Annotated in this window: 25 protein-coding genes and 2 pseudogenes; 12 read left to right on the forward strand and 15 right to left on the reverse strand. The window is 68.3% G+C overall.

Annotated features, from left to right (window positions below; all coding sequences use genetic code 11):
• Positions 1-19 precede the first annotated feature (19 nt).
• The 5 genes from ACFCV8_RS12725 to ACFCV8_RS12745 all read right to left on the reverse strand — a co-directional run bounded on the left by ACFCV8_RS12725 (position 20) and on the right by ACFCV8_RS12745 (position 5,137).
• Positions 20-1,018 (reverse strand): PQQ-binding-like beta-propeller repeat protein, encoded by a 999-nt coding sequence (locus tag ACFCV8_RS12725; protein WP_376685320.1) that lies wholly within the window; start codon positions 1,016-1,018, stop codon positions 20-22.
• Between the two features lie 202 nt (positions 1,019-1,220).
• Complete coding sequence (locus tag ACFCV8_RS12730) at positions 1,221-2,591, reverse strand: MATE family efflux transporter (protein ID WP_376685321.1); 1,371 nt, start codon at positions 2,589-2,591, stop codon at positions 1,221-1,223.
• On the reverse strand, positions 2,588-3,838 hold the full coding sequence (locus ACFCV8_RS12735) for a hypothetical protein (RefSeq protein WP_376685322.1): 1,251 nt from the start codon (positions 3,836-3,838) through the stop codon (positions 2,588-2,590). The genes ACFCV8_RS12730 and ACFCV8_RS12735 overlap by 4 nt, the downstream gene beginning before the upstream one ends.
• 58 nt (positions 3,839-3,896) lie before the next feature.
• Positions 3,897-4,877, reverse strand: a complete 981-nt coding sequence (locus ACFCV8_RS12740) for an arginase family protein (RefSeq protein WP_376685323.1) — start codon at positions 4,875-4,877, stop codon at positions 3,897-3,899.
• A gap of 101 nt (positions 4,878-4,978) precedes the next feature.
• Positions 4,979-5,137, reverse strand: coding sequence for a hypothetical protein (locus tag ACFCV8_RS12745; RefSeq protein ID WP_376685324.1), 159 nt, complete (start codon positions 5,135-5,137; stop codon positions 4,979-4,981).
• A 549-nt stretch (positions 5,138-5,686) separates the two neighbouring features.
• Here ACFCV8_RS12745 and ACFCV8_RS12750 point away from each other — a divergent pair.
• From ACFCV8_RS12750 to ACFCV8_RS12765, 4 genes are all read left to right on the forward strand, one after another.
• Complete coding sequence (locus ACFCV8_RS12750) at positions 5,687-6,505, forward strand: JmjC domain-containing protein (protein WP_376685325.1); 819 nt, start codon at positions 5,687-5,689, stop codon at positions 6,503-6,505.
• Positions 6,502-8,448 carry a GTP-binding protein gene (locus tag ACFCV8_RS12755; RefSeq protein WP_376685326.1) on the forward strand — a complete coding sequence of 649 codons (1,947 nt, stop codon included), beginning with the start codon at positions 6,502-6,504 and terminating at the stop codon, positions 8,446-8,448. Before ACFCV8_RS12750 ends, ACFCV8_RS12755 begins: the two co-directional genes overlap by 4 nt.
• A 72-nt stretch (positions 8,449-8,520) precedes the next feature.
• The gene (locus tag ACFCV8_RS12760) at positions 8,521-8,757 is read left to right on the forward strand and encodes a phosphopantetheine-binding protein (protein WP_376685327.1); all 237 of its coding nucleotides are present in this window, start codon (positions 8,521-8,523) and stop codon (positions 8,755-8,757) included.
• Between the two features lie 69 nt (positions 8,758-8,826).
• Entirely contained in the window at positions 8,827-10,014 is a 1,188-nt protein-coding gene (locus ACFCV8_RS12765) for an aminoacyl--tRNA ligase-related protein (RefSeq protein WP_376685328.1), read from the forward strand.
• Positions 10,015-10,199: 185 nt separating this feature from the next.
• Here ACFCV8_RS12765 and ACFCV8_RS12770 read toward each other — a convergent pair whose 3' ends face one another.
• The 8 genes from ACFCV8_RS12770 to ACFCV8_RS12805 all read right to left on the reverse strand — a co-directional run bounded on the left by ACFCV8_RS12770 (position 10,200) and on the right by ACFCV8_RS12805 (position 18,005).
• Entirely contained in the window at positions 10,200-10,928 is a 729-nt protein-coding gene (locus tag ACFCV8_RS12770; protein WP_376685329.1) for a class I SAM-dependent methyltransferase, read from the reverse strand.
• Between the two features lie 85 nt (positions 10,929-11,013).
• Positions 11,014-11,286, reverse strand: coding sequence for a hypothetical protein (locus ACFCV8_RS12775; RefSeq protein ID WP_376685330.1), 273 nt, complete (start codon positions 11,284-11,286; stop codon positions 11,014-11,016).
• A gap of 47 nt (positions 11,287-11,333) precedes the next feature.
• Complete coding sequence (locus ACFCV8_RS12780; RefSeq protein ID WP_376685331.1) at positions 11,334-12,380, reverse strand: hypothetical protein; 1,047 nt, start codon at positions 12,378-12,380, stop codon at positions 11,334-11,336.
• Between the two features lie 139 nt (positions 12,381-12,519).
• Positions 12,520-13,386, reverse strand: a complete 867-nt coding sequence (locus ACFCV8_RS12785; RefSeq protein ID WP_376685332.1) for a hypothetical protein — start codon at positions 13,384-13,386, stop codon at positions 12,520-12,522.
• Positions 13,383-14,867, reverse strand: coding sequence for a hypothetical protein (locus ACFCV8_RS12790; RefSeq protein ID WP_376685333.1), 1,485 nt, complete (start codon positions 14,865-14,867; stop codon positions 13,383-13,385). Before ACFCV8_RS12790 ends, ACFCV8_RS12785 begins: the two co-directional genes overlap by 4 nt.
• 2 nt (positions 14,868-14,869) lie before the next feature.
• Entirely contained in the window at positions 14,870-15,703 is an 834-nt protein-coding gene (locus ACFCV8_RS12795) for an AAA family ATPase (RefSeq protein ID WP_376685334.1), read from the reverse strand.
• Positions 15,697-16,521, reverse strand: coding sequence for an AAA family ATPase (locus tag ACFCV8_RS12800; protein ID WP_376685335.1), 825 nt, complete (start codon positions 16,519-16,521; stop codon positions 15,697-15,699). The genes ACFCV8_RS12795 and ACFCV8_RS12800 overlap by 7 nt, the downstream gene beginning before the upstream one ends.
• Entirely contained in the window at positions 16,518-18,005 is a 1,488-nt protein-coding gene (locus ACFCV8_RS12805; RefSeq protein ID WP_376685336.1) for a Mu transposase C-terminal domain-containing protein, read from the reverse strand. Before ACFCV8_RS12805 ends, ACFCV8_RS12800 begins: the two co-directional genes overlap by 4 nt.
• 721 nt (positions 18,006-18,726) lie before the next feature.
• On the opposite strand from ACFCV8_RS12805, the gene ACFCV8_RS12810 reads away from it, so the two are divergent.
• Positions 18,727-19,404, forward strand: a complete 678-nt coding sequence (locus tag ACFCV8_RS12810; RefSeq protein WP_376685337.1) for a hypothetical protein — start codon at positions 18,727-18,729, stop codon at positions 19,402-19,404.
• On the forward strand, positions 19,401-19,928 hold the full coding sequence (locus ACFCV8_RS12815; RefSeq protein ID WP_376685338.1) for a GNAT family N-acetyltransferase: 528 nt from the start codon (positions 19,401-19,403) through the stop codon (positions 19,926-19,928). Before ACFCV8_RS12810 ends, ACFCV8_RS12815 begins: the two co-directional genes overlap by 4 nt.
• Before the next feature lie 352 nt (positions 19,929-20,280).
• Here the strand turns inward: ACFCV8_RS12815 and ACFCV8_RS12820 are convergent.
• Positions 20,281-21,099: pseudogene (locus ACFCV8_RS12820) on the reverse strand (hypothetical protein).
• 127 nt (positions 21,100-21,226) lie between these two features.
• On the opposite strand from ACFCV8_RS12820, the gene ACFCV8_RS12825 reads away from it, so the two are divergent.
• The 5 genes and pseudogenes from ACFCV8_RS12825 to ACFCV8_RS12845 form a co-directional block, all read left to right on the forward strand.
• Complete coding sequence (locus tag ACFCV8_RS12825) at positions 21,227-21,412, forward strand: hypothetical protein (protein WP_376685339.1); 186 nt, start codon at positions 21,227-21,229, stop codon at positions 21,410-21,412.
• 12 nt (positions 21,413-21,424) lie between these two features.
• On the forward strand, positions 21,425-21,613 hold the full coding sequence (locus tag ACFCV8_RS12830; protein WP_376685340.1) for a hypothetical protein: 189 nt from the start codon (positions 21,425-21,427) through the stop codon (positions 21,611-21,613).
• 94 nt (positions 21,614-21,707) lie between these two features.
• On the forward strand, positions 21,708-21,932 hold the full coding sequence (locus ACFCV8_RS12835) for a hypothetical protein (protein ID WP_376685341.1): 225 nt from the start codon (positions 21,708-21,710) through the stop codon (positions 21,930-21,932).
• A 265-nt stretch (positions 21,933-22,197) separates the two neighbouring features.
• Positions 22,198-23,448 (forward strand): serine hydrolase domain-containing protein, encoded by a 1,251-nt coding sequence (locus tag ACFCV8_RS12840; RefSeq protein ID WP_376685342.1) that lies wholly within the window; start codon positions 22,198-22,200, stop codon positions 23,446-23,448.
• 72 nt (positions 23,449-23,520) lie between these two features.
• Positions 23,521-23,775, forward strand: a pseudogene (locus tag ACFCV8_RS12845) (hypothetical protein); the annotation flags it as partial.
• Positions 23,776-24,271: 496 nt separating this feature from the next.
• Here ACFCV8_RS12845 and ACFCV8_RS12850 read toward each other — a convergent pair.
• Positions 24,272-24,916: a DUF6461 domain-containing protein gene (locus ACFCV8_RS12850; protein ID WP_376685343.1), complete on the reverse strand. Its 645-nt coding sequence runs from the start codon at positions 24,914-24,916 to the stop codon at positions 24,272-24,274.
• Between the two features lie 147 nt (positions 24,917-25,063).
• Between ACFCV8_RS12850 and ACFCV8_RS12855 the strand changes: the two genes are divergently transcribed.
• Positions 25,064-25,872 (forward strand): IS5 family transposase gene (locus tag ACFCV8_RS12855; protein WP_376685344.1). Its coding sequence is split into 2 segments (ribosomal slippage): positions 25,064-25,402 and positions 25,405-25,872, totalling 807 coding nucleotides; the frame shifts between segments, so codons are not numbered across the junction.
• Positions 25,873-25,976: the final 104 nt, after the last annotated feature.

Raw genomic sequence — 25,976 nt, forward strand, 5'->3', positions numbered from 1 at the left:
TCCCCTCGGCGACGGCTAGTCAGTGGTTGCGGGAGAGCTGGGGCTGAAAGCGGAACTCGTACAGGTCGCCCTCGTAGGAGGCGCCGTACATCCTGCCGTCCGGGCCTGCGACCGGGGTGACGTCCATGGCCGGCTGGTGGTCGGCGAGGCCCAGCACCTGGCTGCTCTCCCAAAGGAAGCGCCCATCCTCGCGCCGCAGGCAGACGATGTTCCCATCGGCCGCGGTCGCGATGAAGTTGCCCCCGGGCAGCACGCTGAAGGAGGTGTAGGACCGGGGCGCGCCCTGCGACGCCTCCCAGATGACCCGGCGGGTGCGGATGTCGATGGCGGAGACCGTGTCGCGTACGGTGCCGACCGCCAGAAGGCCGCCGGACACGGCGGGGCTGCCAGTGATCTTGGCTCCTAAGAAGATCTCCCCGCGTGGCTCGCCGGTACGACTGTCGAGGAAAAGGCAGCGGCCGTCGACAGGGCAAACCGCAATCTCCCCTGTCTCCCACAGGGCAGCCGGGGACGCCTTCATCGCGTGACCGGTCTCGCGCCGCCACAGCTCGGTGCCGTCTGGTGCCAGGCACAGCACGTGTTCCGCACAGCACAGGGCGGCATTTCCTTCCGGCGTGCCGACAGGGCTGGCGTACGGATCCCGGTAGGCGGCCGTGCCGCCGTGCACGGCATGCCAGGGCTCAGGCGTGCGTGTGTCGAAGACGCGCGCGCCGGTCTCCAAGTCAAGACCGAGGCAGCGGCCGTGGAAGGCAGCAATCACGAGCAGGCCAGCAGCGGACAGCACAGTCGGGGTGGCGAAGACCGGCGCCCCGACGTCGGCGGACCAGGCGAGACCGCCCCGCAGATCGAAGCAGAGCACCAGGCCGCTGGTCCCAGCGACCACCACCCGCTGCCGTTCCGGGTCCACGACCAGGGAGGCATACACGCCACTGTTGAGCCGACGCTCCCAGTAGACCTTGGTCAGACCCTGGCTGTAGAGACGGACATGGCCGTCGTCACTGGCCGCGACCACGCCCACGCCAGTGACTACAGCTGGTGTGGCGCTGACGGGCACCGGCACCTCCTGGCCAGTCGTAAGGTCCTGACTGAGCAGTCGGCGGTGGCCACAGACCACCGGTTCCCGGTCCCAATAGAAGGGCGCGGAAGTGGCAGCATCCGCCGTCGCCGCTTTCCCTACTGCCATCACATTCTTGGCCGGGTCGTGACGGAACGCGGGCGCGCTAGGCAACCTGCACCCCGGCTTCCCCCTGTGGCTGCGACTGCCAGTGGTCTTTGCGCAACGCGCGCCAGTAGACGTACACCGCGATCAGGGTGGCAACGAAGATGCAGGAGACAATGGCAGCGAATGGCGAGTGCAGAACGAACACACCCAGGGCCGCCAGCGGAATTCCTGCGGCATAGGTCACCGCTGTGGAGACTCCGGAGATCAAGCCGCCACGTTGATGCACGGCCAGCATCCGCTCATAGTTGGTCTCGAAGATGTACAGCGGCACGCAGAGCATGTAGGCGAAGACCATGGTCTGGGCCAGCGGCACGTCCAGGCCATCGCCTCCGAAAGCCTTCACCAGCCAGGGGCACAGCACAACGACGGCGAGGGCCGCAACGCCGGTGGGAAGCAAGGAGTACGACAGCAGCTTTCGTCCCGTCGCCGCCAGCCGATCCGGGGTGGTCTCGCGGCCGGCCTCATACCCGTAAAAGAGGAAAGTGGAGGACACGCATGCCTGGGGTACCCGGCAGAAGAGCGTGAACAGGGTCGTGGCAACCGCGGTGGCGGCGACGGCCTGGACGCCGAGAGTGCCGATGAGAAGCTGGGGGATGATGGCGCCCATGTAGTCATTGAGGTGTCCGATGCCGATCCCGGGGGCAGTGCGGGCCATCGACCAGAACTCGCCGCGGACCTCGCCGCGCTGCGGACGTGCGTATCGGTCGCCGCGCTTGGCCAACTGCCGCAGGAGCACCGTTACGCTGCAGACAGTCATCAGCAGTTGGGCAGTCACTGTGGCGGTGGCGACAGCCTGCTCGGGCGTGCCGAAGATCCTGCCAGCGCCGGTGTAGAGGAACAGCCAGTCCAACGCGGCGTTCGCGGCGAAGCCAACGGCCAGGACCGCAAACGTGATGTTCTTCAGACCGCAAATCTTCAGTGCCTCGTTGGCCGCGGTGAAGAGAATAACCAGGGCAAGACTGTAGAGGCGGATCGAGACGAAGTCACCGACAAGCGGAATGATGTCAGGGCTCTGCCCGGCAAGCCGGAGAGCCGGTTCGATACCAAAGGAGAGCAGAGCAGCAAGTGCGGCGGAGGCCACGGCGACCAGAGTCAGTGCCCCTGCGAGCACGGGCAGGCGGGCGCTAGTCCGGCCGTCGCCCTCCGCCATCGCGAGGCGGCTGCTAAAGGTGTCGATGGCGCCAGTGAAAAAGGCGAAGAGACCCGCGATGATGACGTCGGCCTGGCCGATGGCGGCCACGTGTGTCACGCCCTTGGGGGCGATCATGAGCAAGTCGATGGCGCTGAAGCCGACCTGCGCGGAGCTGATGAGCAGAACAACAAACGCGAAGCTGCTGTAGTTGCGAACCGTCAGTTGTGTGTGCTTCACGTACGGTTCCCTTCATGCCTGGCCCGCTCACCGGCCTGCATGTCAAGACGTTCGAGCAGGCCAACGAAATGGCGCCTGGATTCATGGGAGAGGGAAGTGGCAAGGTCCCGGCCTGCAGTGAGCACCTCGGCGTTGTCGGGGACCAGGCAGGACAGGGCCCCGTAGTGCGCGAGGGCGCGCTCGAAGTTGCCCGCCTTTTCGTGGGTCTTAGCGGCTCGCAGTAGGTGGTGTCCGTAGTACGGAGGGCCGAGTTCCACCGCTTTGTCGTACATGGCGGCAGCTTCGGTGAGCTGGCCGAAGTGGGCATAGGCCTCGGCTAGCTCCCCGTAGCTCGGTGACCAGGCGGGGTCCAGGGCGATCAGGGCGTGGCCGGACTCTGCGGCCCGGTCCACATCGCGGGTGACGTACATGTGTTCCTTGAGCGAGGACTCGTGATAGGTCTTCAGCAAGTGCTTCTCGTATGCGCGGGGGCGCCGGGACAGGGTGCTGTCTGCAGCATCCCGGGCTCGCAGCATGAACGCGCGAGTCTCGTCGGCCCTTCCTTTGGCGGCCGGAACCATGGCCAGGGCCCGGTACCAGGAGGAGACTGCTCCTGGGTCCAGTTCATGCGGGGTCTCAGTCAGTTCCCGGCCATGTGCCAGGAACCAGCAGAAGTCGTCCTGCGCTATGTGCCCGCCGCCTGGCTTCATGTGCCAGACGACTGCTTGGGCACACGCGTCCAGGGTCCGGTCGGGCGGGATCTGGCCGGCCTCGATCGCCTCGCGCATCCGCTGGAAGGCAGTGGCCGAATCTGCTTTCTGGTCACACCGGTTGGCCACAACGAAAGCGAGCATCCATACCTCGAAGGATTCTCGGCCCCCGGCGGCCCGAGGTGCGGCCAGTTTCAGTATCCGGGCGGAGAGTTCGAAGCGGGAGATGCTGATCAGGGCTGCCGCGAGATTAACTTGCTCCACCACTGACAATTCACCTTCATGCGCCGCCAGTTCGGCCAAGTGTGCGGTCTCTGGGGTGGGCTGGTGGTGCAGTTCGGCCAGCGCATCGTATGGCATTCCTTCCAGCACGGCCGTCTCGTGGAGCACGTTGGGCTCAAAGACCTGGGCGAACAGGTAGCCAAACCGGGTCGGGTCGCTCGCTTGGTACTGCTCAGCGCATGCCTGGGAGAACAGGTCCGGTTCGGGAGCTGTGTATCGCAGACCAACCATGGTCTCTTGGAAGGCATTCCGGTGGAAGCTGATCCTGTCGCCCATTGGAGTCCCTTTGCAGTGTGGTCGGTTCAGTGGCAGGCAGGGCCATGTGCGGGTGACACTATGGGCGTGGGCGTTCCGCCGACTGCCGGTGTACCCAGGACAGCAGGTGGAGGAAGATCAGGAGTACTCGCTGGGCGTCAGCAAGAGTTTGCGGGTCGCGGTCAGTGCGTGCGGCGCCGAACTCCACGACGTCGAAGCCGACCAGGCGGTTGTGCTCAGCCACCTGGTCGACGAGTCGCAGAAGTTGGTGTGTGCGTAGCCCCAACTCGGCTGGGTATCCGGTAGAGCGCATCTCAACCCGGTCAAGCACGTCCACGTCGACGGTCACGTACACGTCTGCTCCCTTACCCACTGCTGACAGGAACGCGTCGGTGTCCTCGATCGCGGGATCGGTGACGCAGATCTGCCCTCCCACGGCGTGGAGGTAGCCTGGCATAGCGTCGATGGCGCTCGCCTCGACGGTCGCGTAGGGCGACACACCCACCTGGACGAGATTGCTCGGGCCAACGAGCCGCGACACGTGCGACATGACGTTGGTGTGGTAGATGGGTTCAAGTTCGGTCTCGGGGCGGGCTGGTGCACCCTCCCAGATCTGAAGATCCAGGTGGTGGTCGAACTGGACTACCCGGAAGGGGCGCTGACGCCGACGGTGCAGGGCCTGCGCGACGGCGAAGCTGAGCGTGTGGTCTCCGCCGATCACGCAGGGGACGACCTCGGGAGGCAGTGCAGCCACGGCTTCCTCGACAGCTGCGAGGGCCTGAGGCAGGTCCATGCCGGTGAAGTCGAGATCGCCGAGATCGACGAAGCCCCGCAGGGGCGCGCTGGCGTGGCGCAGGTCGAAAAAGTCGGGCGCCTGGGCCGACCAGGTAAGTGTCTTCGACACCGTACGCAGGAAGAACGGGGCGTTCTCCGCGCCCTCGTGGGGTGAACCCAGGGCGTGGCCGGCGCCCAGCACCGCACCGACGGTTCCGGCGGGGATGTCGTCGCGGTGGGCGGAGGGCAGCCCGCAGAGCGGAGTCACCTTGCGTCGCGTTGGCACGTCGCCGCCTTCCGTGGATCGGGTGTCGAGAGTCTGTGGGGCGGGGACGGGGGCGGCGTGGGCCGCCCCCGTCCGTGAGTCGCCGCCCGGAGGGCAGTGGCTCAGGCGCTCAGGATCGCGTCCAGCTCAGCGTCGACCTCAAGGTCGGCGCCCAGGTCTTCCAGGACGGTCTCCGTCTCCAGGGCCTCGGCCTCGAAGAAGACCTCGGCCGACATTACGCGGAAGAACGCCGGCTTCTTTTCCAGCGACAGACTTGCCACTTCATCACTCCCTTATGTGTAGGGGAGCCGTAGAACGCCGATCCGCCACCGTGCGGATTCATAGCATGGTTCCAGACTTGGCGATCTGCTACCCCTGTGGATGAACGACTGCAAAATCAGAACAGGCGTACACCTCCAATGTCAATGGCAACCGCACAGCCCAGACTCATCACTTGACCGTCGACAACAACATAGGAACGACATGCGAGACTGGCACGAAATGGGGGCCAGTGGCACCGGAACCATAACTTTCAGCCACTTCGACGCCCACAACACCATCGTCCAGCGCGGGGAATCTTTGCACGTCTCGTCCCGACGCCTTCAGGAGGTGTCCGTCGACCGGGGATCAGATCCCGTCAATCCGGGATTCGCGTGGGCGCTACCAGACTTGACACCTCTTGAAAGGTTGATCAAGGATGGCAGCGCTTCAGCGACATCGCACGCGGCAAGGTCACGGGGAGCGCTGCCGACGGCCGAACAACAGGTCGACACGACCTGAAACGAGTCCTAACGACGGTGGATGGCGTTCCGCAGCGATTGGAATACAGCATGGCATCAGCCGACCCGCTCGAGCAGGCATCGTTTGATCTCGATCTCTTCTTATCGACCTACTGGCGCAGGCAGCCCCTGTTCGTAAGGGGCGGCGCCAAGGAACTTCTCAGGCGTTCCTGGACGGACGCCGATTTCGATGCAGCACTCGTCAGAGCACGCTCCGAGCACGCCGTGAAAGAGCGGTCGGGCGAGGTGGAATTCATCGAGCAGGTGTCTAGATTCGACGAGAATCTACAGCGTCAAGCCGCCAAATTCAGCACGGTATTCGGTGCACCTCAAGTCTGGTTTGATTCGGTGAGAACACGCAGCGCGAGCGGAATTGGTGCACACTTTGACCACAGCGACAACTTCGTGCTGCAGCAGACTGGAACTAAGGAATGGAAGCTAGCGGCACCGAGCCACGTCGAAAAAAGAGACATCGTGCGGCGCATGATGAATCTTCCCGGCGCAGGAAAGCACACCCTTCCGGAGGACGACTGCGTCCAATTCACCGTGAGGCCTGGCGACCTGCTCTATATCCCGCTGTTCTGGCCGCATTCCGGGGTTTCCCACGAAGAATCGTTGAGCCTTTCCCTCGTCTGCCCGGCCGTGTCGCTGTACTCCGCCGTGCTGCCCGCCCTCACTAAGGTCCTGCGCAGCCGCGGCATCGGCTATCAGCCAATCCCGGCGCTGCACTCGGGTCTTTCGCCACAGGAGCGTGCTGCAGCCGATGCCGCGCTCGCCAAGGCCACCAGGACCCTGCTGAAGGGCTTGTCCGACGACGCTGTCGTAGACGCCGTGCTCGCCATCCAAACGGACCGCCTCTTGCTCCCATGACCGTAGTGAACATCGGTATCCTCGCCCACATCGACGCCGGCAAGACGACGCTGACGGAACGACTGCTGTTCGAGTCCGGCGCGATCGAGCGCCTGGGCAGCGTGGACGAGGGTACGACGCGAACAGACTCGAACGAGATCGAGCGCCGCCGCGGCATCACCATCCGCACCGCAGTGGCCTCGTTCACGGCGGGACCGCTGCAGGTCAACCTCGTGGACACGCCCGGCCACTCCGAGTTCATCGCCGAGGTCGAGCGGGCGCTAACCGTTCTGGACGGGGCGATCCTGGTCGTCTCCGCAGTCGAAGGAATCCAAGCCCAGACCCGACTGCTGATGAAGACCCTGCGCGCCATGGCCCTGCCTACGCTGATCTTCATCAACAAGATTGACCGCACGGGGGCTCGCGACCGGGAGCTGCTGGCCGAGATCAAGGAGCAGTTGGGCGCTCGGATCGTCCCGCTGAACAGCGTGAAGGGACTCGGCACCGCGGACGCGCACATCGACGGGGGCGCATTCTTCGCCCCAGTGTCCGCGGCTGAGATCCTCGCCGAACACGACACCGGACTGCTGGCCGAACTGGTCGCCGACCGGACGCCCAGCCGGGACACCGTCCTCGCCCGCCTCGCCGAGCAGACCGCAGCTGGCTTGGTCCACCCCGCCTTCTTCGGTTCTGCCCGCGGCGGCCAGGGCGTCGGCGACCTCGTCGGCGGGATCCGTGACTTGCTGCCGGCTGCTCCCTGCGAGGAGAGCGCCGCGGCCCAGGGCATGGTCTTCGCGATCGAGCGGGCCAAAGGCGGCGAGAAGACCGCGTACGTGCGCCTGTTCAAGGGCGTTCTCCGGGCACGGGAGCAGGTCACCTACCACCGGCGGACGGACGACGGCACACCGGCGGCCCGGACCGGACGGCTGAGCTCGCTGGAGGTTGTCGGCCAGGAGTCCGCAGACCGCCTCACTCCTGGACACATCGCGCGTCTGACCGGTGTGCCGTCCCTCCGCGTCGGCGACTCGATCGGCACCCCCGAGACCGCGTCCGGACAGCATCGCTTTGCCCGGCCCATCCTGGAGACGCTAGTCCGCCCGCGTGACCCCAAAGACCGCGTCCGGCTGCACGCGGCCCTGATGAGCCTGGCTGAGCAGGACCCGATGATCGACACCCGGGCAGCGGCCGGGGGCGACACATCGGTCCTGTTGTACGGCGAGATTCAGAAGGAGATCATCGCGGAGACACTGCTGCGGGATTTTGGTGTTGAGGCCCTTTTCGAGCCCAGCCAGACGCTCTACTTGGAACGGCCGCAGGACACGGGCACGGCCGTGGTGGAGATGGGACAGTCGCCCTTCCTTGCCACGATCGGCCTCCGCATCGAGGCCGCACCGCCCGGGGCGGGCCTCCGGTTCGCCCGTGAGACGGAGTTCGGCGCGCTACCGCGCGCCTTCGACCAGGCGATCCAGGACACCGGCCGCAAGACCCTTGGCCAGGGGCTCTACGGCTGGCCGGTCACCGACTGCGCCGTCACGCTGGTCCGCTCTGGCTTCGACAACGCCTGCAGCAGCGGCTCGGACTTCCGGTTCCTCACTCCCCTGGTCCTGATGAGCGCGCTCGCCCGGGCCCGTACCTGGGTCTTCGAACCCTGTCACCACTTCGAGGTGGAACTTCCCGACGACGCGCTCGCCGCGGTCACGGCCCAACTCCTGGCCCTGGAAGCAAAGATCACCGACACGGTGCGGCAGACGGCCGCATGGCTGATCTCAGGCGAGATCCCGGCCCGCCAGGTGTACGTCTTCACCCAGCGGCTTCCCGGCATCACCAGCGGCAAGGGCATCTGGTGGTCCCGGCCACACGGCGACCGCAGGGTCCGCGGCACCCCCCCGGCCCGTACCCGTACCGACGGCAATCCGCTCAACCGCCAGGAATACCTGCACCATCTGGCCCAGCGACTCAGGTGAGGTACAGGCATACGGCCCCACGCGCCACCGCATGCCCACGACCACGTCCGGAAAGACGAATAGGTGACGAACATGGACTCGCTCGACGTCCAGGACCTGCAGAACCGGATCAGTGGGGTTTGGGGCGACCTCCTCGCACTCGAAGAGGTGCCGCTGGACACCCACTTCTACGACGTGGGCGGCAACTCGCTGCGGTTCGTCGTCCTGCTGACCCGGCTGAACCAGCTGGCCGGACGCGAAATCGACCCCACCCAGCTCTTCCGCTGCACGACCGTGCGCGCGCAGGCCGACCTACTGGCCCGTTCCTGACCTGCCCACGGTCCACCCAACTGCCCGCGCCGCAGCCCTGCCGCGGAGCACAGGAGAGGAATCCGAGCCATGCAGACCATGTCGCTCAGGCTCATGCTGGAAGTGGCCCCCGACGTGCGCGAGACACTCGTGAAGAACCTCTTCTGGATCGACCGGGGAATCACCGGCGTCGAGCTTTCCGGTGACGTTCCTCCGGTACTGACCGTGACCTGTACAGACGACAGCGACGCCGACGAGATCGAGGCACAGGTACTGGCGGACGTGACGAAGATGGTCGCGCAGGCGGCCACCGTGTGTCCCCGGACCGTCTACGAGACCCAGCCCTGCCATGGTGAGCCACTCGCCGCCGACGAAGTCTGCCGGAGGCTGGAGGAGCGTGGCTGGTTAAGCATGGAGCTATCCGGAAGCCATGTGTATGCCGGCCTCATGGCCGAGCTCTACTACGGTCTCGACCGGGCCTTCGGCCGACGAGCCCGCGGGCTGGGTGCGCAGGAGGTGCACCTGCCCTCACTACTGGGCGCGGACACATTGGTGACCTCGGGCTATCTGCACGGCAACGCGCACATGGGCAACTACGTCTTCCACCTGCACGAGGACCGCTCGGCCGTTGCCCGCTTCACCGAGAAGTGCGTCACGGATACCGGCGGCATCGACCTGTCAGGGCTGGAAACAAGCGCGGATGTCCCCGAGGCCGTCCTGTCGCCCGCCGCCTGCCAGCCGGTCTACCGTATGCTCGCGGGGCGGACGGTGGCGACGCCATTCGTGACGACGGGCTACGTGCGCTGTTACCGGTACGAAAGCGGCGCGACCCACGGTCTGCGGCGATCCAGGGAATTCGGGGTCCGGGAGATCGTTTACGTCGGCACGGAGCGCGGGGCTGCGGACTTCCGCGCCCAGCTGATCGGTGTGGCAAGGGAGTTCCTGGACCGCTTCGAGCTCTGGGGCAGCCTGGTCACAGCCTCGGACCCCTTCTTCACTGACACCTCCGCCGACTACCGGGTCTACCAGCTGGCCCTGGAACTCAAGCATGAGGTACAGCTCGGTCTCGGCGGCGACCGGGTCGCGGCCGCGTCGGTGAACCAGCATGGCGATCACTTCGGCCGTGCTTGGGACATCCGGGCTGGAAACACCAATGAGCGGGCGCATAGCTGCTGCATGGGTTTCGGAATCGACCGATGGTGTCTCGCGGTCTTCTCTCAGTTCGGCTTCGACGTGCGGTCCTGGCCACGTGCTCTGCGAGAGGTCGTTGGTGTGTGAACACGGGTGCGAGAACAGAGCCCGCTCGTCCTCGGTGCACAAGGGGCCAGGCAGGATGACGGAGAAGACGCAAGTATGCAGTGGGCCTGGCTAATCGTCCTTGTATCCGCCGAACGCTTCTGTCCAGCAGCGACGTACCGACACTTTCGCTCATCGGGTGACGTTGATCGTGCACTCCTGCCCCGTCACTCCGGACGGCGGGCGAAGAAGACAAACTCGCGGCCGGGGCGGTCCGGAGCGTCGCGGACCTCGTCCACGACGTAGCCGTGCGCGATCAGCGCGGCCTCCACCTCCGCACGCTCCCGGAAGCGGAGGGTCGAGTCGGAGGTGAGCGTCTCACCGTTCACCGTGAAGATGACAGTGCTGCGGTAGGTCACTAGCGGCCAGCTGACGTCGGTGACGTCCACCCAGGTCTCGACGGGGCCGACCCCCTCGACGCTGACGAGGCGGTGGGTTGCAGCTCGGTTCCATTCCTCCCAGGCCCGTCGGGCCGGGTCCCGGGTTTCGAAGACGAGGTGACCGCCAGGCCGCAATCCGCAGTGAATCCCGCAGAGGGTGCCCTCCCACGCCTCTGAGTCCGTGATTGCCTGGGCCACGTTAGCGGTCATGGTGACGAGGTCAACCTGCATCTCCGGGAGCGCTGTCGCGTCGCCGTGGATCCATCGCACCCGCTCGCTGCCCTGCTTAGACCGCGCGATATCGAGGGAGGCAGCGGCCGGATCGACTCCGGTCACCAACAGCCCACGGTTGGCCAACATCAGCGCGAACGTACCCGTCCCGCACCCCACATCAAGAACCTGACGTACCTTCAATTCTTCAGCTACGGCGACGTATACGTCCAGATCGCTGCGATCCGAGTCGAGCGGATCGTAGAGTGCCGCCAGCCGCAGGTTTTCATAGGCCTCGTTCGCCATGTTCGCTATGCTACCGCTCGCCCACCAGGCATTGGCCGAGTACGTCTTCACTCAGCTCTGAATGAAGACCCCGCCGGGTGAACGATCAGCATCGTGCCCCACTCCACCGGCACGAGCGGCGCTTGTCGGGCGCCTTGGCCTGGTCTTCTTCCAGCAGCGCGTCCAGAAACTGACGGGCCTCACCCAGGCCTTCCTCGTCGGCTGGGAGGGAATGCGGCAGGGGCAGCACGGTCGAGATCGCCTCCTTGACCGTCGCTCTGGCCACGCCGTGCCGGGCAGCCAGGGAGCAGGGCAGTCTGTCGCCCGCGCGGTGGTCGCGGCGGATCGCTTCGAAAAGTTCTGTCCCTGGCTCGGTCATCGTCTGCTCCTTGTGTCTTTGCGGGTGCTGGTTGGGCGCGCACCTGCTCATGCTGCCCCGTTCGGTGCCGGTGTGCTGCCCGCGCTGCGGCGCACGGCGGCTGGCCGCCTGGAACGCGAGGTGGTCGCGGCAGAGTAACGCCTCGGGTCCGGTGCCTGGTGCTCGTGCAGACCGCAGGCGTGGGCTGCTTCGGTCACGCCCGCCCGGTCCCAGGGACTCAGTCTCAGTGGGCGGGCGCTGTGCTCCCGCGCTTCCAGTTGCCCGAAGCGGCGGGCTGCCTCGATCAAGTCCACCGCCCAGGACGGTGCCGGGCCTTCTGGACCACGGTTCGGCCGGGCGGGCGGGGCCTTTTGGGCGGCGGGCAACTGCAGCTGCGCGGCCGGGCAGCCGGTGAAGATGCGCACCACCAGCGCCCCGGCGTGAACGGGATGGGCGATACGCGCGTGGAGCCGATGCGCGAGGAGCGCGGTGGGCTCGTCGGGCTCGGGCGGAAATCGGCCGGCAGCGGGCAGCGGGAGCACCACGCGGCCCAGGCGGCGAGCCACTGCCTCGATGTGGCCACGACCGGGGGTGCGCCGCGTCGGCAGCAGGAAGCACGGCTCGCCCTCATGAGGCGGGAACTGCCCGTTTGCCTCCCACCACGCGAACCTGCCTTCGGGCGGTGGTAGAGCCGGGGCGGGAGCGCCCACGGCACGGCGGGCCACGGCCAGGCTGTGCACCTGTTCGTGCGGGAGCGCGGCAAGGGCAGTGGCCAGGACGGGCGGGGGCGAGCCGTGGCACAGCAGGGTCAGCCGGATTTTGGTGAGCTCGGCCAGGGCGAAGAGGTGCTCGAAGTGCCGGGAGCTGACGCGATGGGCCCGGGTGACGATGACATGACCGATGCGCAACGCCAGGATCCAGGCAGCAACCGCGCGCCAGGCGGTCTCGGTGTTGCCGGTCCAGTAGGTGCCGTCCTCGCTGCCGGCCAGCGGGAGGTGTTTGCCCATGCTGCGCAGGAGGTCGTGGGCCAGGGCGGCGGGAGCGCTCGCCACGGGGGTGGGATGGACGGTGATGCGGCCCAGCGCGGGGCTGTGGGCGGCCAGGGCAGCGGCCATGAAGACGTGGTCGTCGTGGGGGTCGTGTACCACGGTGAGGGGGGGGGCAGGCCGGGGCTGGTGTGGCCGGGTGACCATCTCGGGCTCCACGGGCCGGCGGTGATCTCGCCCGCGGCGGAGTCGCGCAGTATCGACATCGTCACCCTCCCGCTGGTGGTGACGTGTCGGCGGCCAAGACGGTCTCGGGGCTGCCATCGGCGGCGTCTTCGCGCGCCGGGCTGGGATGGCGGACATGTCGGCGTGGTTCCAGGTCGGCAGGAGCCGGGCGATCGGCGGGTGAGGGGACGGCGGTCAGGGGGTGGGGAGCCAGGCCGAGGGCGAACAACATGTCGGGGTGGGGAGCCGGTTGTTCGCCGGAGGGCGCAAGCAGCCGGCGGACTGCCAGGCGCGGGATCTGCTCGGCGGGTAGGTCTGGGGGAAGGCCGCTGACGGTGCGATGCACCAGGCCAGTGAGGGCGGCGGCCTCACTGGGGGCGAGGCCGGCGGCGGTGTGGCCGCCGTCTGTCAGGTTCTGTCGCTGCTTGCCGGTGAGCAGGCCGGGCACGCAGGTCAGGTGGATGGTGGTGTCGGTGTGGACAAGCCGGTGCGGGCTGCTGGGCTGCTCGAGGTGGGCGGTTAAGGCGGTGGTGGCCCGCTTCAGACGGTGCGGGGGCCATTGAAGGGCGGAGGCCAGGTCGTCGGGGTGGATACGGCCGACCTCGAGCAGGGCCGCGTGCAGCACGGTGGCGTGGGTGGCCGCACCCGGGGCCGGATTCGGGCGGGTGGCGTGCTCGGGGACGCGCAGAAGAGATTCGGGTGAGGTGTTCAGGACGCGAGCCAGGGAGAACAGGGTCGCGGCGGAAAGGGTACGCGGGGTGAGGTGGGTGTCCCAGTCTGCGGTGGGGATGCCAGTCAGCGCGGTCAGGTCCTCGTCGGTGAGCTGGCATTCCATGGCGCGTGTCCACAGGAACATCAGGTCGAACGCGACCACGGAGGTCTCGCCGGGCAGCGGGAACTGATCGGTCACGGGCGTAACTCCACAAGGCGCGGCAGAGCATCAGGGGTGGATGGGGCGGGGGTGTGTAGGTGCCAGCAGCGGGCGGCGGTGTGCCAGTCGTCCTCGGGGTGAGGGTGGACCAGGGCGGGGATCGGAAGGCCTGCGTCGGCAATGAGGGTCTCGAAGCGTGGAGAGGTGCCGAAGCAGTTCGCGAACAGGCCGTGGGCCGCGGCGGTGCGTGGGGTGCGGCGGCGGAATTCGAGCGCGGCGCGAAGTAGGAGGCGGGCGCGGGGTGGGACGGCGTACATGTGCCGGGGGCCGGGCGGTTCGCCGATGTTGATCCGCGAGTCGCGGTCGATGGCCACGGTGGTGCCGGCGTCGTCGACGCTTGCGATCTGGGTCATCGACAGCAGCGACTTCGCGGTGCCGGTGAACAGCAGGGCGGCCACCGCGGCGGCGCGCAGCGGGTTGGGCAGGCGCACGGTGATCGTGTGCACGATGCGCGGGGTGAGGGGCACGGTGGTGATACCCGGCCCTGCGCAACTGGTGAGGCCCTCGGGCACATTGAGCAGCACCGCGCGGGTGAGGAAGCCGGCCTGGGCGCCGCGCACACGGGCCACAGTGTGCTGGGGGCTGGGGCTCGAGACGGCCAGGCGAGCCAGGAACAGCCGCAAAGCCTCCATCTCCTGGAGACTGAAGGCGGTGGGCTCGGCCGGGCCGCCGGCGGGTTCGGTGACCTCAGGTTGGCGTGACGGGGGCGGCAGGGTGCGGGCCAGCCAGGTGCGGGCGGCGGCGTAGCCGGCGCGGTACTGGCCGTCGGTGTGGGCGTAGTCGGTCTCGTTCTGGCGACGCCAGCAGTCCGCGCGGAAGGCGGCCACGCCACTGCGAGGCACCGCGGGCAGCGGGTAGGCGTGATCGCGTGGGGGCGGGCCTACGCTGCGGCCTGGGGCGGCCGGGCCGATCGCGTCGAGGACAGCGGCCGTGCCGGTCACGGTCACCACCTGCGCCAGCCCGGCCTGTTGAAGGCGTGTTTGCAGGCGCTGGAAGTCGGCCTGCTCCGGGGTGTGTGCGAGGACGGTCAGGCGGATGCCGGTGTCCGCGCGCCAAGCGGCCAGGCGGCGCAGCCGCTCCACCGTGAGGCGGTGGGCGCGCAGCACGATGACCTCATCCAAGCCGCCGCAGGCCAGGGTCCAGCAGGTCACCGCACGCCACGCCGGGTCGGTGGACATCCGTTCCGCGTCGGGGCGGGAGAAGGTGTCGCGGCCCATGGCGCGCAGGACGTCCAGCGCGAGGTAGGCCGGGCTGGTGGTGTGCGGGGTGGGATCGACGGTGATCCGGCCGCGGGCGGGATCGGCCCACTGGTAAGCGGCCCGGTGCACCGCGCGGTCGTCGTCGCCGTCCAGCAGCAGCCGCACCGGCCCCGCTCGCTCAGCCGCCGGTGTGGGCGTCGATAGCGCTGCGTCGGTCGGCACACTGCCGGCGGTGGCGGGAGCGAGCGCCGGCATCGTCATGTTCACCGTCCGCCGTCGATCCGGTCGGCCACCGCCCGCAGCAGTCGCCCATCGGGCGCGGCAGCTTGGGCGCGGGCCAGGACCCGCAGGGTGTGATGGGTGATCAGAACCCAGCGGCGCAGCGCGCCGTCGGCGAGCCGGGCGTCCAGCGCCATCAGGTCACCAGGATCGACGCCCTCCCACACCGGGTGCAGCGCGGGCAGAGCCAGTGGGACCTGGTCGCGCGTGAGCGGCTGAACGCGGAGCCAGCCGGCGGTGCGGGTGGCGAGCATCCGCTGGGTACGCAGGCGCCGTTCGCCGCGCGCGACGGCGATGAGGACCACGCACAGTCCGCCCGAAACGCCGTCGTGCAGGAAGCGCAGGTACTCCATGCAGGACGCCGACAGCCGGTGCGCGTCCTCCACCACGACGATCCGCGGCCCATCTGCCAGAGCATGACGGATCAGTGTGTCCGCGGCACCCGGATCGGCAGGCGCCTGGCCGGGCAGCCCACATGCCCGGTGCAGAGCCGTGCGCAGGTCCGCCGGCTCAGGCTGCGCCCGCACCTGAAGCGGCAGCAGCTGCCCAGGATCCCCAAGCCAGCGTGCGGCGACGTGGACGGCGAAGGTCTTGCCGACCCCGGGATCGCCCAGCACGCACAGGAACTGGCGTTCGGCCACGGCGTCGGCGAGCGCGCCGCCCACCGCGAGCATGGCGGGGGTGAGCAGCGCGCGCACTCCCTCGACCTGCAGAAAATGCAGGCCGGACAGGGCAGCGTCGTCGGGCAGGACGGCGAACTGCCCGGCCTGGGCCGCCGCGCCCCATACGGGGTGCGCGGTGGACTCGGTGGTCAGCATCGGCCCAACGCCCAATCCACGACACGGTCGTCGACCTGGTCGGCCTGGAAGTACTCCATGCCCTTCAGGACATGCTTGGTGACCTTGACCCACTCGCGGAACGAGCCGAGCGCGTACTGGGTGTCGATCCGCTTCAGCAGCGTCTCGTCCACGCCGCGCCACACGGGGTGGGAGTCGGGGACCGCCTTGAGGATCTCGTCCTCGGTCATCGCGAGGATCTCCAGACGGATGTAGATCCTGGAGGCGAGCGCCGGATCGCTCTGCAGCGTCTCGTAGGCCTCACGGCCACCGACGAACACGATGGCGGGCTTGGGGTCGCAGTTGTCCCACAGCTTGCGCAGGAACTCGAAATTCTCCCGCCGGTACTGCTGCGCCTCGTCACACACGATCACATACGGGCGGCGCGGCAGGCTCTCGCGCAGCAGCTTGTCGAACGCGGTCGGTGTGCCGGGCATCTTGCAGTTGAGCCGCATCTGGTGGAACAGCTCCTCGCGCAGGTCTTTGGGCCCGGGGCGGGAGCGGGCGAAGTCGAGCGGGAGGATCAGATCGGGGTTCATCTCCTGGATCGTGGCCCGGGTGGAGAAACTCTTCCCCAGCCCCGGGTCACCGTAGATCACGGACATGGCCCTGGACTCGACGGTGTCGATGACGGTGTCCTTGATCTGCAGCAGGGTGTCCGTGGCGACCAGCGTGGAGTCCTTCAGGCCGAGGAAATGCTGCGGGCGCAGGTCGGGGCGGCGCCGCGATATCTCGCTCTCGGCCGCGGCGGCCAGCTGGCGGCGGGCGCCCATGTGCTTGCGTTTGGGGGCAGTTGTCACGAGGCGTCATCCTTGGATGCGGTGTCGGCGGATGTGGTGTCGTCGGGGTCTTGTCCGGGGCGTTTCCACGCGGCCGGGACGGGGGTCAGGGGCCGGTACGGTTGGCTGCGGCGCCGCGGCGCGGCGGGCGCCCTCGCGCCGTCGAGTTCGGCGCGGGCCTCGGCCTCGGTCATGCGCAGGGCACGGACGGGCAGTTCGGGCTGGGTGGACGGCAGGTGGCGTTCCCGTTTGCGCTCCGCGGAGCGCTGCAGGGCCTGCCGCAGCACCCTGCTGTGCTCGTCGCGCTCGAGGAGCACCTTGGCGCGCAGTTCCTCGCTGGCCTCGTTGCTCAAAAAGGCCCGGCCCAGGTAGCGGTTGCCGCGAAAGGTGTACAGGTCGATCTCGTGGGTGTGGTGGGGCATCCACCGCACACGGACCTCGAGCCCGATCCGGCCCACCCCGTTCTCGGGCATGTAGGCGCGGCGGTTGAACTCCACCCCGTGACTGGTGATCTTGTGGACCCTGTGGTCGCTCTCCAGCATGAAGGCGCGCAGCTCGGACGCGCTCGGCTCGGGCCGGATCTCGGTGGGATCCGCCTGCCAGGCCTCAAGCGGCGTCATCCCGGTGCGCTCGATGACGTGCTCGGTGTTGTGCTTGTGGACCCACTCCCCCAGCAGATGCACGAACGCCTCGAAGGTCAGCGGCGGGTCCGACTCTCCGAGGCGGCGGCGGTGATCGAGCCGCGGCGCCTTCGTGTAGCGGGGCAGGTCAGCGAAGAAGCGGGTCATGCTGGTGCGGTTCAGCCGCTCGATACCGCCCTTGTGGCGGGCACTGCGCACCCGGTGGACCGGGACGCCGAGGAGCCCGAAGGCGCGCAGCACCGTCTTGGACAGGAAGTCGGCGCCGCCGTCGACGCGCACTAGGCGCGGCAGACCGCCGGCCGGACCGTAAGGGTCCTCACGCAGCACCGACATCCGTACGGCGGCCAGGACCGAACCGCGGTGCGCGGAGCCGGCGGTGACCGCCCAGCCCATCACGTGACTGGTACCGCGGTCCTCGAACCACGTCACCCACACCCGCGACGGTTTCCCGTCCGGCATCATCACCACGGTCTCGGCCTGCTTGTGATCGCCCTCCCATACTTCGTTCCGCGCCACCGCCGGCCGCTGAAAGCACGGGTCGAAGCCGCGGGCGGCCGGAATGCCCTCCCGCAGGCCCGCCATGAAACCGGGGTCGAGGTCACGAGCGATCGCGTCATGCAGCGTGGTCAGACCGACCGGCTTCTCCCCTGCCTCTTCGGCAACGCGCACCAGATACTCGTAAGCGCGTTTCACATTGCCCTGGTGATCGGCGAGGACTTCGATGATCTCCTCGGTGATCCGAAACCGCCGGCGCTCAGACTTCTCCGTGGAACCCGTCTCCTCGGCCTGCTTCAGCCAGTTCCAGACTGTGCGCACGCTCACGCCAGCTGAGCCGGCAGCCAGCCTCACGTGTGCGGTGGTCAACTCCCCCGACTGTCGCAGCCTGAGCAGCTGCCGGACCACGGCTGGCCGCAACTCGTCCCGGTGCCGCCCCAAGCCCGCCTCATCAGCCTCCACGGCGCCATCCAGCCTCGTCACCGGTCCCGGCACCCACGAGGCGGACGGGCGGATAACGGCACGGCGATCACGCACAGCCTCCAACAACGAACAACGCTTGCGTACAGGTCAGTTCAGCCAGACTCACACGTGTTGACGCATGCGTCTGCTGCGAGGCTATGAGCCTCACCCAGGTTTCCTGCCCACCCCCTCACTCGAACAGGTGACAGCGCAACGTTCCCACCAGTTCGATGGACGCACGCGCTAATGACCCTCGCCACCGCCTCCGCCACCGCGGCACCCGCCAGGAACCGCCGAGCACGCTCCGCACACCCAGAGGGCCCTGCGTGAAGGTCAGGAAGAAAAAGGAGACACGGCGAAGATGACACCGGCTGATACGGCCTCACGTCACTGCGATGTTCGGGCAACTTTCACCATGATCGACTGCTCCAACTGCCCTTGATCAGCGCAAGTACACCTACACGCCAGTGAATGGCAACACCGAACATCCCAGTGACATCACGACCGAACCTCACACGCCGGCGCGCGGGAAGCCGTCGCGCTCCAGGAGAAGCCGGCCACCCAGCGCACCCGGCAGCGGCTCTTCTCCCTCGCGGCCGACTACACCGCGACCGCGGCCTGGTCCTGCGTGGACGCCCGCCAGAGTACCCGTGCCCGGCCGCTGCACGAGCGGGCCCTGCATCTGGCCGGGCTGGCGCAGGACCCGGTCGCGACGATGCGGGTGTGGAACTCGGTCGCGATCCTGGCCCACCAGCGAGGCGCCCACGCCGAGGCGCTCGCGGCCGGGCAGGCCGCCCGGGCCACAGGTACCGCCCGCCGCGACCCGCTGTTCGCGAGCCTCGCGCACGCGCGGACCGCCATCGCCCACGCCCACCTCGGCGACCACCGGCCGGCCCTGTGCTCCTTCGACCATGCCGAGAAGGCACTCGCCAAGACCGACCTGGCACGTCCGCGGCCGAGCTGGATCGCGTTCTACGGCCGGGCCGAGCTCCACGCCATCACCTCGATCGTCCACGACCGCCTCGGCAACTCCCCCGCCGCCGAGGCCGCCTCCTACCACGCCCTCACCGCCCTGCCCGGCATGTTCGTCCGGAATCGGGCGTTCGCCACCGCCCGGCTCGCACTCGCCCAGCTCCACCAGGGCGACCTCGACCAGGCCACCGCCACCACCATGGGCATCTTCCCGCTCCTGGGCCGCGCCGCCCTGCTCGGCGAATTCTCCCGCGACCTGGCCACCACCGCTCCTGACTCCGCCGGCACCCGGGAATGCGCCGACCGCTACCGCACTCATCGGAGCCGCACATGACCGACTACGTCCTCGACCGCTACGGCCACACCGATCTGCCCGCGATCCGACAGACACTCCTCGACGTCCACGCCGACGCCTACGCCGCCGAGATGGACGACCCCTTCCACCAGACAGAGAAGTTCGCCTGGTTCGTCGACCACTGGGGCACCCGGCCCTCCTTCGACTGCGTCATCGCCTACGACGCCGACGAGCCCGTCGGCTTCGCCTACGGCGCCACTCCCGCGCTCGGCCGCGAAACGTGGCGCGGACACCTCTCCCCCACCCCCGCCCCGGGCACCACCTTCGCCCTGTCCGAGCTGTTGGTCCGCCCCCAGTGGCGCAAGACCGGCCTCGCCCAACACCTCCACACCACCCTCATCGAAGCCCGGCCCGAACCACTGACCACCCTCCTCGTCGACACCACACACCCCCGCGTCCAAGCCCTCTACGAAACATGGGGCTACCGCAAGATCAGCGAACGCCAGCCCTTCCCCGACTCCCCCCTCTACGCCGTCATGCTCCACGGCCACCCCGGCACGTAGGCAACCGGTCCGGTACAGACCAAACCGCAGACGTCTGGCTCGGCAGCGGACCGGGGTTCGGGTCGTCGCGGTCGTGGCCGGAGCGTGTGCCGCTCTTCGGGGAGATGTGGATAGAGGTGCTCTTCCCCTTCGAGGAAGAGGTGTAGGCGTCCGCGTCGCGCTGACCCACGCCCCTGACCTGCGAGAACAGCGGTCAAGCGAAATCACCCTTGGCAACCTTTTGGGCAACCCGTTGGGCAACTCATTGCGCAACCTGTTAGGCAACCCGTGACGCAACCTGTTGAACAACCGGCAGGGCCGCTAGCTAGCAGTCAGCCCAGCCCGGGAACGGGCTGGGCGCAGCCAGGTAGCGTCAGAGACGGTTCACCTGAGCCGATTCCGGACCTTCCGGCCGATGCGCAGCAAGGCGTCCAGGAAGTCGTTCGGTCAAACCACTTCCTGGACGCCTTTTCGGCGAGCAGCGCCCCCTATGCGGGCCGCGTCGTTTTTGGCCCGGTGGGGGGTGGCGGCCGGGGGTCACAGGTCGGGTGGGGACGCCCCGGAGGGCCTTGCGGCCCTCCGGGGTGGTCTGGCGGGCGCCTTCGGCGCGTTCACCGGCCTGCTGCTCCTGTGTGCGGCCGGCCTTCCGGTCCGTACGCGACAGCCGCGGGCCGGACCTTGAGGCGCCGGGCACGGTGACGGTGTGCGGGCGGGTGCGGGAGCCCAGGCGCTCCGAGCGGCGCGCCGCGTGGAGCCGGGCGGAGAGCGCTCCGGCGGCCAGACGGGCCCGTGCGTAGAGGGGAAGCGTCCGGTTGCGGGTCAGTGGGCGCAGCACGGCCTGGTCCTCCGTGTCGCGCGGGTGCAGGGCGTGCAGGTCGGCGGTCATCGCCAGGCCCCGGCCGACGGGGCGGGTGTAGTCGTCGACGACGGTCTGGACTTCGGCGAGCAGGTGGTGGCGCTTGAACGCTCCGCGCATCACGTACACCACGGCCAGGGTGTCGACGGCCGCCAGGACGATTTCGACCACCGGCCGTACCCGCGCCCACACCGCCGCGGCCGACGCCCGCCCACCGCGTCCGCAGCTCGGACAGCGACCGCAGCTCCTTGCGCTTGGGCGGGCGCGTCCGGTCGGCGGCCCGGCAGGCCGCCCGTAGGCGGCCCGCTCCCCCGGCGCGTGCCCGTGCTCCTCCACGTACTCGGCAGTGAGGACGAACAGCGCTTCCTCGATCTGCTGACGGCGCGTCGACTGCGAGCCGATGAGCCGCCGTCGGAGAAATGAATCGGGAGCGCAATGGTGGCAGGAACGCGGGGCGTAGCGGATGGCTGGGAACCGGCACCGTCGTGAGTTCGGGGGTGAGGAGGCGTTGGCGCGGGCCCGGCGGCTGTCCTGGGTACTGACCAAGCGGGCTGTCGGCTGGGACCCGGGGGACATCGAACGGATCGAGGAGGACGGCGGAAAGGTGATCGATCCGCCGGAGGTGCGGCAGGAGCGGGCGGCGCGGTGAGTATCTGCGTCTTTGCTCCTGGCGCTGGCGGTGTGGCGGGCCGGGCAGGACGCGGACGTGCTGGTCGACGAGATGCCGCTCGATCGGCCGCTGTGGTGGCTGGGGGTGCCCGCACGCCGGACCCGCCTCTGCTGCTCGGTGACCGGTGCAGGGCCCTGGCCTCCGGTCCGTACCGGGACGGGCACCGGCCTCTGGGACTAGATTCCTTGGCATGTCTTTGCATCTCAGCCATGGCGCTTCGGGAGCCCTGCGGCGCTTCGCCGGATGGCTTGCTCGAGGGTCGGTGGGCCATCCGATGTTGGACGGGATCGACTACTGGGAAGAACTGCGCGAGTCGCCCTCCCAGATGGAGATCTGCGTCGCGATCTTCGCCAACGTCCTCGAACTGGACGCGCAGGGCGAACCAGTCAATGAGAAGTACGCGGAGCGCCGGGCTGCAACCTATCTCTACAGCTACTGCACCGGGAAGCTGCCTCCTGGAGAGCCGAAGATCGAGCCCTGGGAGTGCCGGCTTTACTGACCGTCACCGTGCGACGTCATTCGAGTACGGCCGACGCCGCCCGCGCCCCCGCTCCGCTGCGTGGTGGGGCTACCCGGTGAGGGCGAGGGTGTGCAGGCGGGCGATGCCATGCATCGCGTGCTGCACTCCATCGCCTCTCAGGCGGCGGGCGGACCTGGTACTCCAGCCGGCCCCGGAAGCTGAGACGGCGTCAGGGATCCATCAGGGTGCTGTCGGGGGCGATCCCTGATTCGTCGCACCACGGCGGTGCGGCACGGTCGTGGGCATGACTTTCAAGCCTCCTTCCTCCAACGCCGGGACCGCGCCGACAGCGGGCCGACTCAGGCGGGTGCCGATGGCGGCGCTCGCCTGCGTGGTGCTCGGCGCGGCGGCACTGGGCACGGCCGTCCCGGCGGTCGCGGCGCCCGCCGCGCGGCCTGCCGCCGCGGCCGACACCACCGGCGGCCGGTTGCCGGAGCTGGATCCGCAAGCGTTGCAGCATGCCCTGTCGAGCGCGCCCGACCGCGTCACGGGCGTGCTGGCACGCGTGAGCGGGCCGGACGGCCACTGGGCCGGAACGTACGGCACCGCCGACATCATGAACGGCGCGCCGGTGCCGGTGGACGGCCGGTTCCGTCTCGGGAGCGTCACCAAGACCTTTATCGCCACCGTGATGCTGCAGCTGGCCGCCGAGGGCCGCGTCGACCTCGACCAGCCCGTCCAGCGGTACCTGCCGGACGTCCTGCCCGACAGCTATCCGCCGATTCCCGTCCGTACCCTGCTCAACTTCACCAGCAGCCTTCCCGAACTGACCCCGGACGACCTGCCCACCACCCCGGACGGCATCGTCGAGCACCGCTTCGACAACCACCCGCTCTCCGAACTCGTCGCCAAAGCCGTCCGACACGAACGCCCCTTCGCCAAGCCCGGTCGCATGCAGGTCTACGGGGCCACCGGCTACTACATCGCCGCCATGCTCGTCGAGCACCTCACCGGACACACCTACCAGCAGGAGATCACCACCCGGATCCTGCAACCGCTGCACCTGCGCGACACCACCGCCCCGCTGACCGACACCACGATCCCCGGCCCCCACTCCCACGGCTACATCGCCGTACCCTGGCCGGACGGCGGATCGCAGCTGGTCGACATCACCGAACAGAACCCCGGCGCCGGCGGCTTGATCTCCACCACCGCCGACCTCGACCGCTTCCTGACCGCACTCTTCCGGGGACGGCTGCTGCCCCCGACCGAGCAGGCGGAACTGTTCGACGTCCCCGACGTCCCCTACCTCGACGGCACCACCGACGACCCGGGACAGGGCAACGCCTACTACGCCGCCGGCCTGATGCGCGTGACCCTGCCCAACGGCGTGACGGCGTGGGGCAAGACCGGCACCACCTTCGGCTACACCAACGGCATGTTCACCACCCGCGACCTGCGCCGCCGCCTGGTGTACTCCTTCAACCCCACCACCGGCGGCGGCAACGACCTCGCCCTGGTCACCCGGATCCTGTCCGCTGCCTTCGCCCCGTGAGCGTCACACCTCATGGCGGACGATCACCTTGCCGGGCGCCCGACGCCGCGCGCCGTAGCCTGACCCACCGAACCTGGACCATCCACCGCTGGGGTACACGACCTCGCCGCCCGCCACGGCGCCCCGCCCTCCTACCCGTGCCCCGACCTGGAGCCGGTCCTGCGCGACACCTACGGGGTGACGGTCTGGCACGAACAAGTCATCGACCTGCTCGCGGTCATGACCGGCTGCGACCACGCCCTGCCCGAGGTCGCCCGCCGCGCGCTCGGCGACGAGAAGCAGCTCCCGAAGATCGAAGCCTGGTTCCAGCAGCAGGCGGGCGCTCGTATCGTGACCGGCTACACCGTGCTGTACGACCCCGAGGCCGCTTCGCCGCGGAGCTGCCGCTGGCCGGCTGCCTCACAGTCGTGCCTGAGGAGCACACCGACTGCGAGTGCGCGTTCGTCGCGGGGGCAGTTGGTGACGGTGGCGGGCCGGTACCTGAAGCGGTGGTGCCTCGCGGGCGGCGGCGCGGACACCGCGTGGATCGCGGCGGGGTTCCTGATCGAGTGCGTGCAGGAGGTCGACCACGTCCACCAGTTCCTCGCCGACGCCTACGCCGGACAGCCCGCGGTTACGGCCTGAGCCGGAGAGGGCATGAAGTAGCGGCGGATGTTCTCCGTCTTCTTGTGCCGTGCCTTCGCCGTCAGCATCAGCAGGCTGGCGCCGGCTTCACCAAGGTGGGCCAGGCCGGATGTCCTGACTGCTGGAGTTCTCTGCCCCGCCAAACGGGTCAGAAGCGCGTCGCTGCCGGAGGCTCTGGCCGGGGCCGGGCTGCTACTGGTTACCAGGACGAAGGAGGTGACGTGCGGGTCACCACTACGGGAAGCTGTCCGTTCTCGATCACCTGCTGGGGTAGTGAGAGCCCGAAGTGGTCACCGGCGACCTTCAGCACTCGGCGCTTCTCTTCAAGAGGCGACAGTTCCTCGTCCTCGCCAAGCGGGTCGTCGCTCCATTCCTCCTTTGGGACTACTCCGGCAGCTTCCAGCGCTGGGCGCAGCAGGTCGGGCTGGGTTCCTGCGGGGTCATAGCCGTGGCCCAACTCGAAATGCAGACGAAGCTCGCCGTCGGCGAGGTATGTGAAGAAGGAGGGGGGATCATCCGGCCGTGGGTCGAGTATCAGCACTTCGGCGCCGCCACGGGACACTGCCGGGTCGAGGGACCAGCCCTCGCTGCCTCCGCACTCCACGATGAATGACCATTCGCCGGTCTGGCCTATGCGGCCGACGCAGTAGGTTTGTGTGAGGTCGACCATGCGGGAGGCTTCCTGGATGGTGAGAGCGGGCCCGACCTCGACTGGTTCATGGTCGGCCATCCGTTCTGCCAGCTGCTGAGGGCTGAGGCCGCGGGCGCAGGTGATGTACAGGTCGGTGGCATTCAGGTTCGCGCTGTGCCAGGCATCGACTACCCATGCGAGATTGCCGGTCATTACTGATTCCTCCCTTTGAGCGCAGCGTATGGCCGGTGGGATCCAGCAGGGCTTGGTGCTGGACCCCACCAGCAGTTACTGATCGTTTCAGAATGAGATCGGTGTGCTGGCTTGGCAGTTGAGTGTTGTGTCGGCAGGATCTGCCGGGTGTCTGCTGATCTCGGGCCCGATGACCTGTGGGAACGCATAGCCCCGCTGCTGCCTCCTCGTCCGCCTCGGCGGCACCGGTATCCCGGGCGGCTGCCAGCCGATGACTGTGCTGCTCTGCGGGGCATCGTTTACGTGCTGCGCGAAAGTGTGAGCTGGCGCGACGTCCCCGCAGAACTGGTCGGCTGCAGTGGGGTGACGGCCTGGCGGCGTCTGCGGGACTGGACCGAAGCCGGAGTCTGGCCCCGCCTGCACGAAGCCCTGCTGGCGGAACTACGTGAAGAGGACTTGCTGGAGATGGACGACGCTGCGATCGACGGCTCGCACGTCAGGGCTCTCAAAGAAAGGGGGCTCACACCGGACCTTCGCCGGTCGACCGGGCACGGCCGGGCAGTAAACACCACATCATCGTAGACCGGCACGGAACCCCGCTCGCCATCGCTCTGACCAGCGGGAACCGCCACGACGTCACTCAGCTCATGCCACTGCTGGACGCCGTACCGCATATCCGCGGCCTGCGACGGCCCCGCCACCGGCCCCGGCGGCTTTTCGCCGACCGCGGCTACGACTTCGACAAGTACCGCCGTCTCGTCCGAGCTCGTGGGATCACACCGAAGATCGCCCGTCGCGGCAATCCGCACGGCTCCGGCCCGGGCAGGACCCGCTGGGTCGTCGAGCGGGCCTTCGCCTGGCTGCACCAGTTCAAACGCCTTCGGATCCGCTACGAGATACGCGCCGACCTCCACCTCGGTCTGTTCCAACTCGCCTGCAGCATCATCTGCTTGAGACGACTCCGAACCGCATTATGAAACGATCAGTAAGAGGTCGTTTTCCTGCAATTCGGTTGGGAAGATGGTGATTCTTTCGGTGCGTGAGTGAGGGTCGGTTGAGGCCACTGAGGTGGGTAGCTCGA

This window comes from Streptomyces sp. NPDC056347, from assembly GCF_042262625.1.
Taxonomy (GTDB): Bacteria; Actinomycetota; Actinomycetes; order Streptomycetales; family Streptomycetaceae; genus Streptomyces.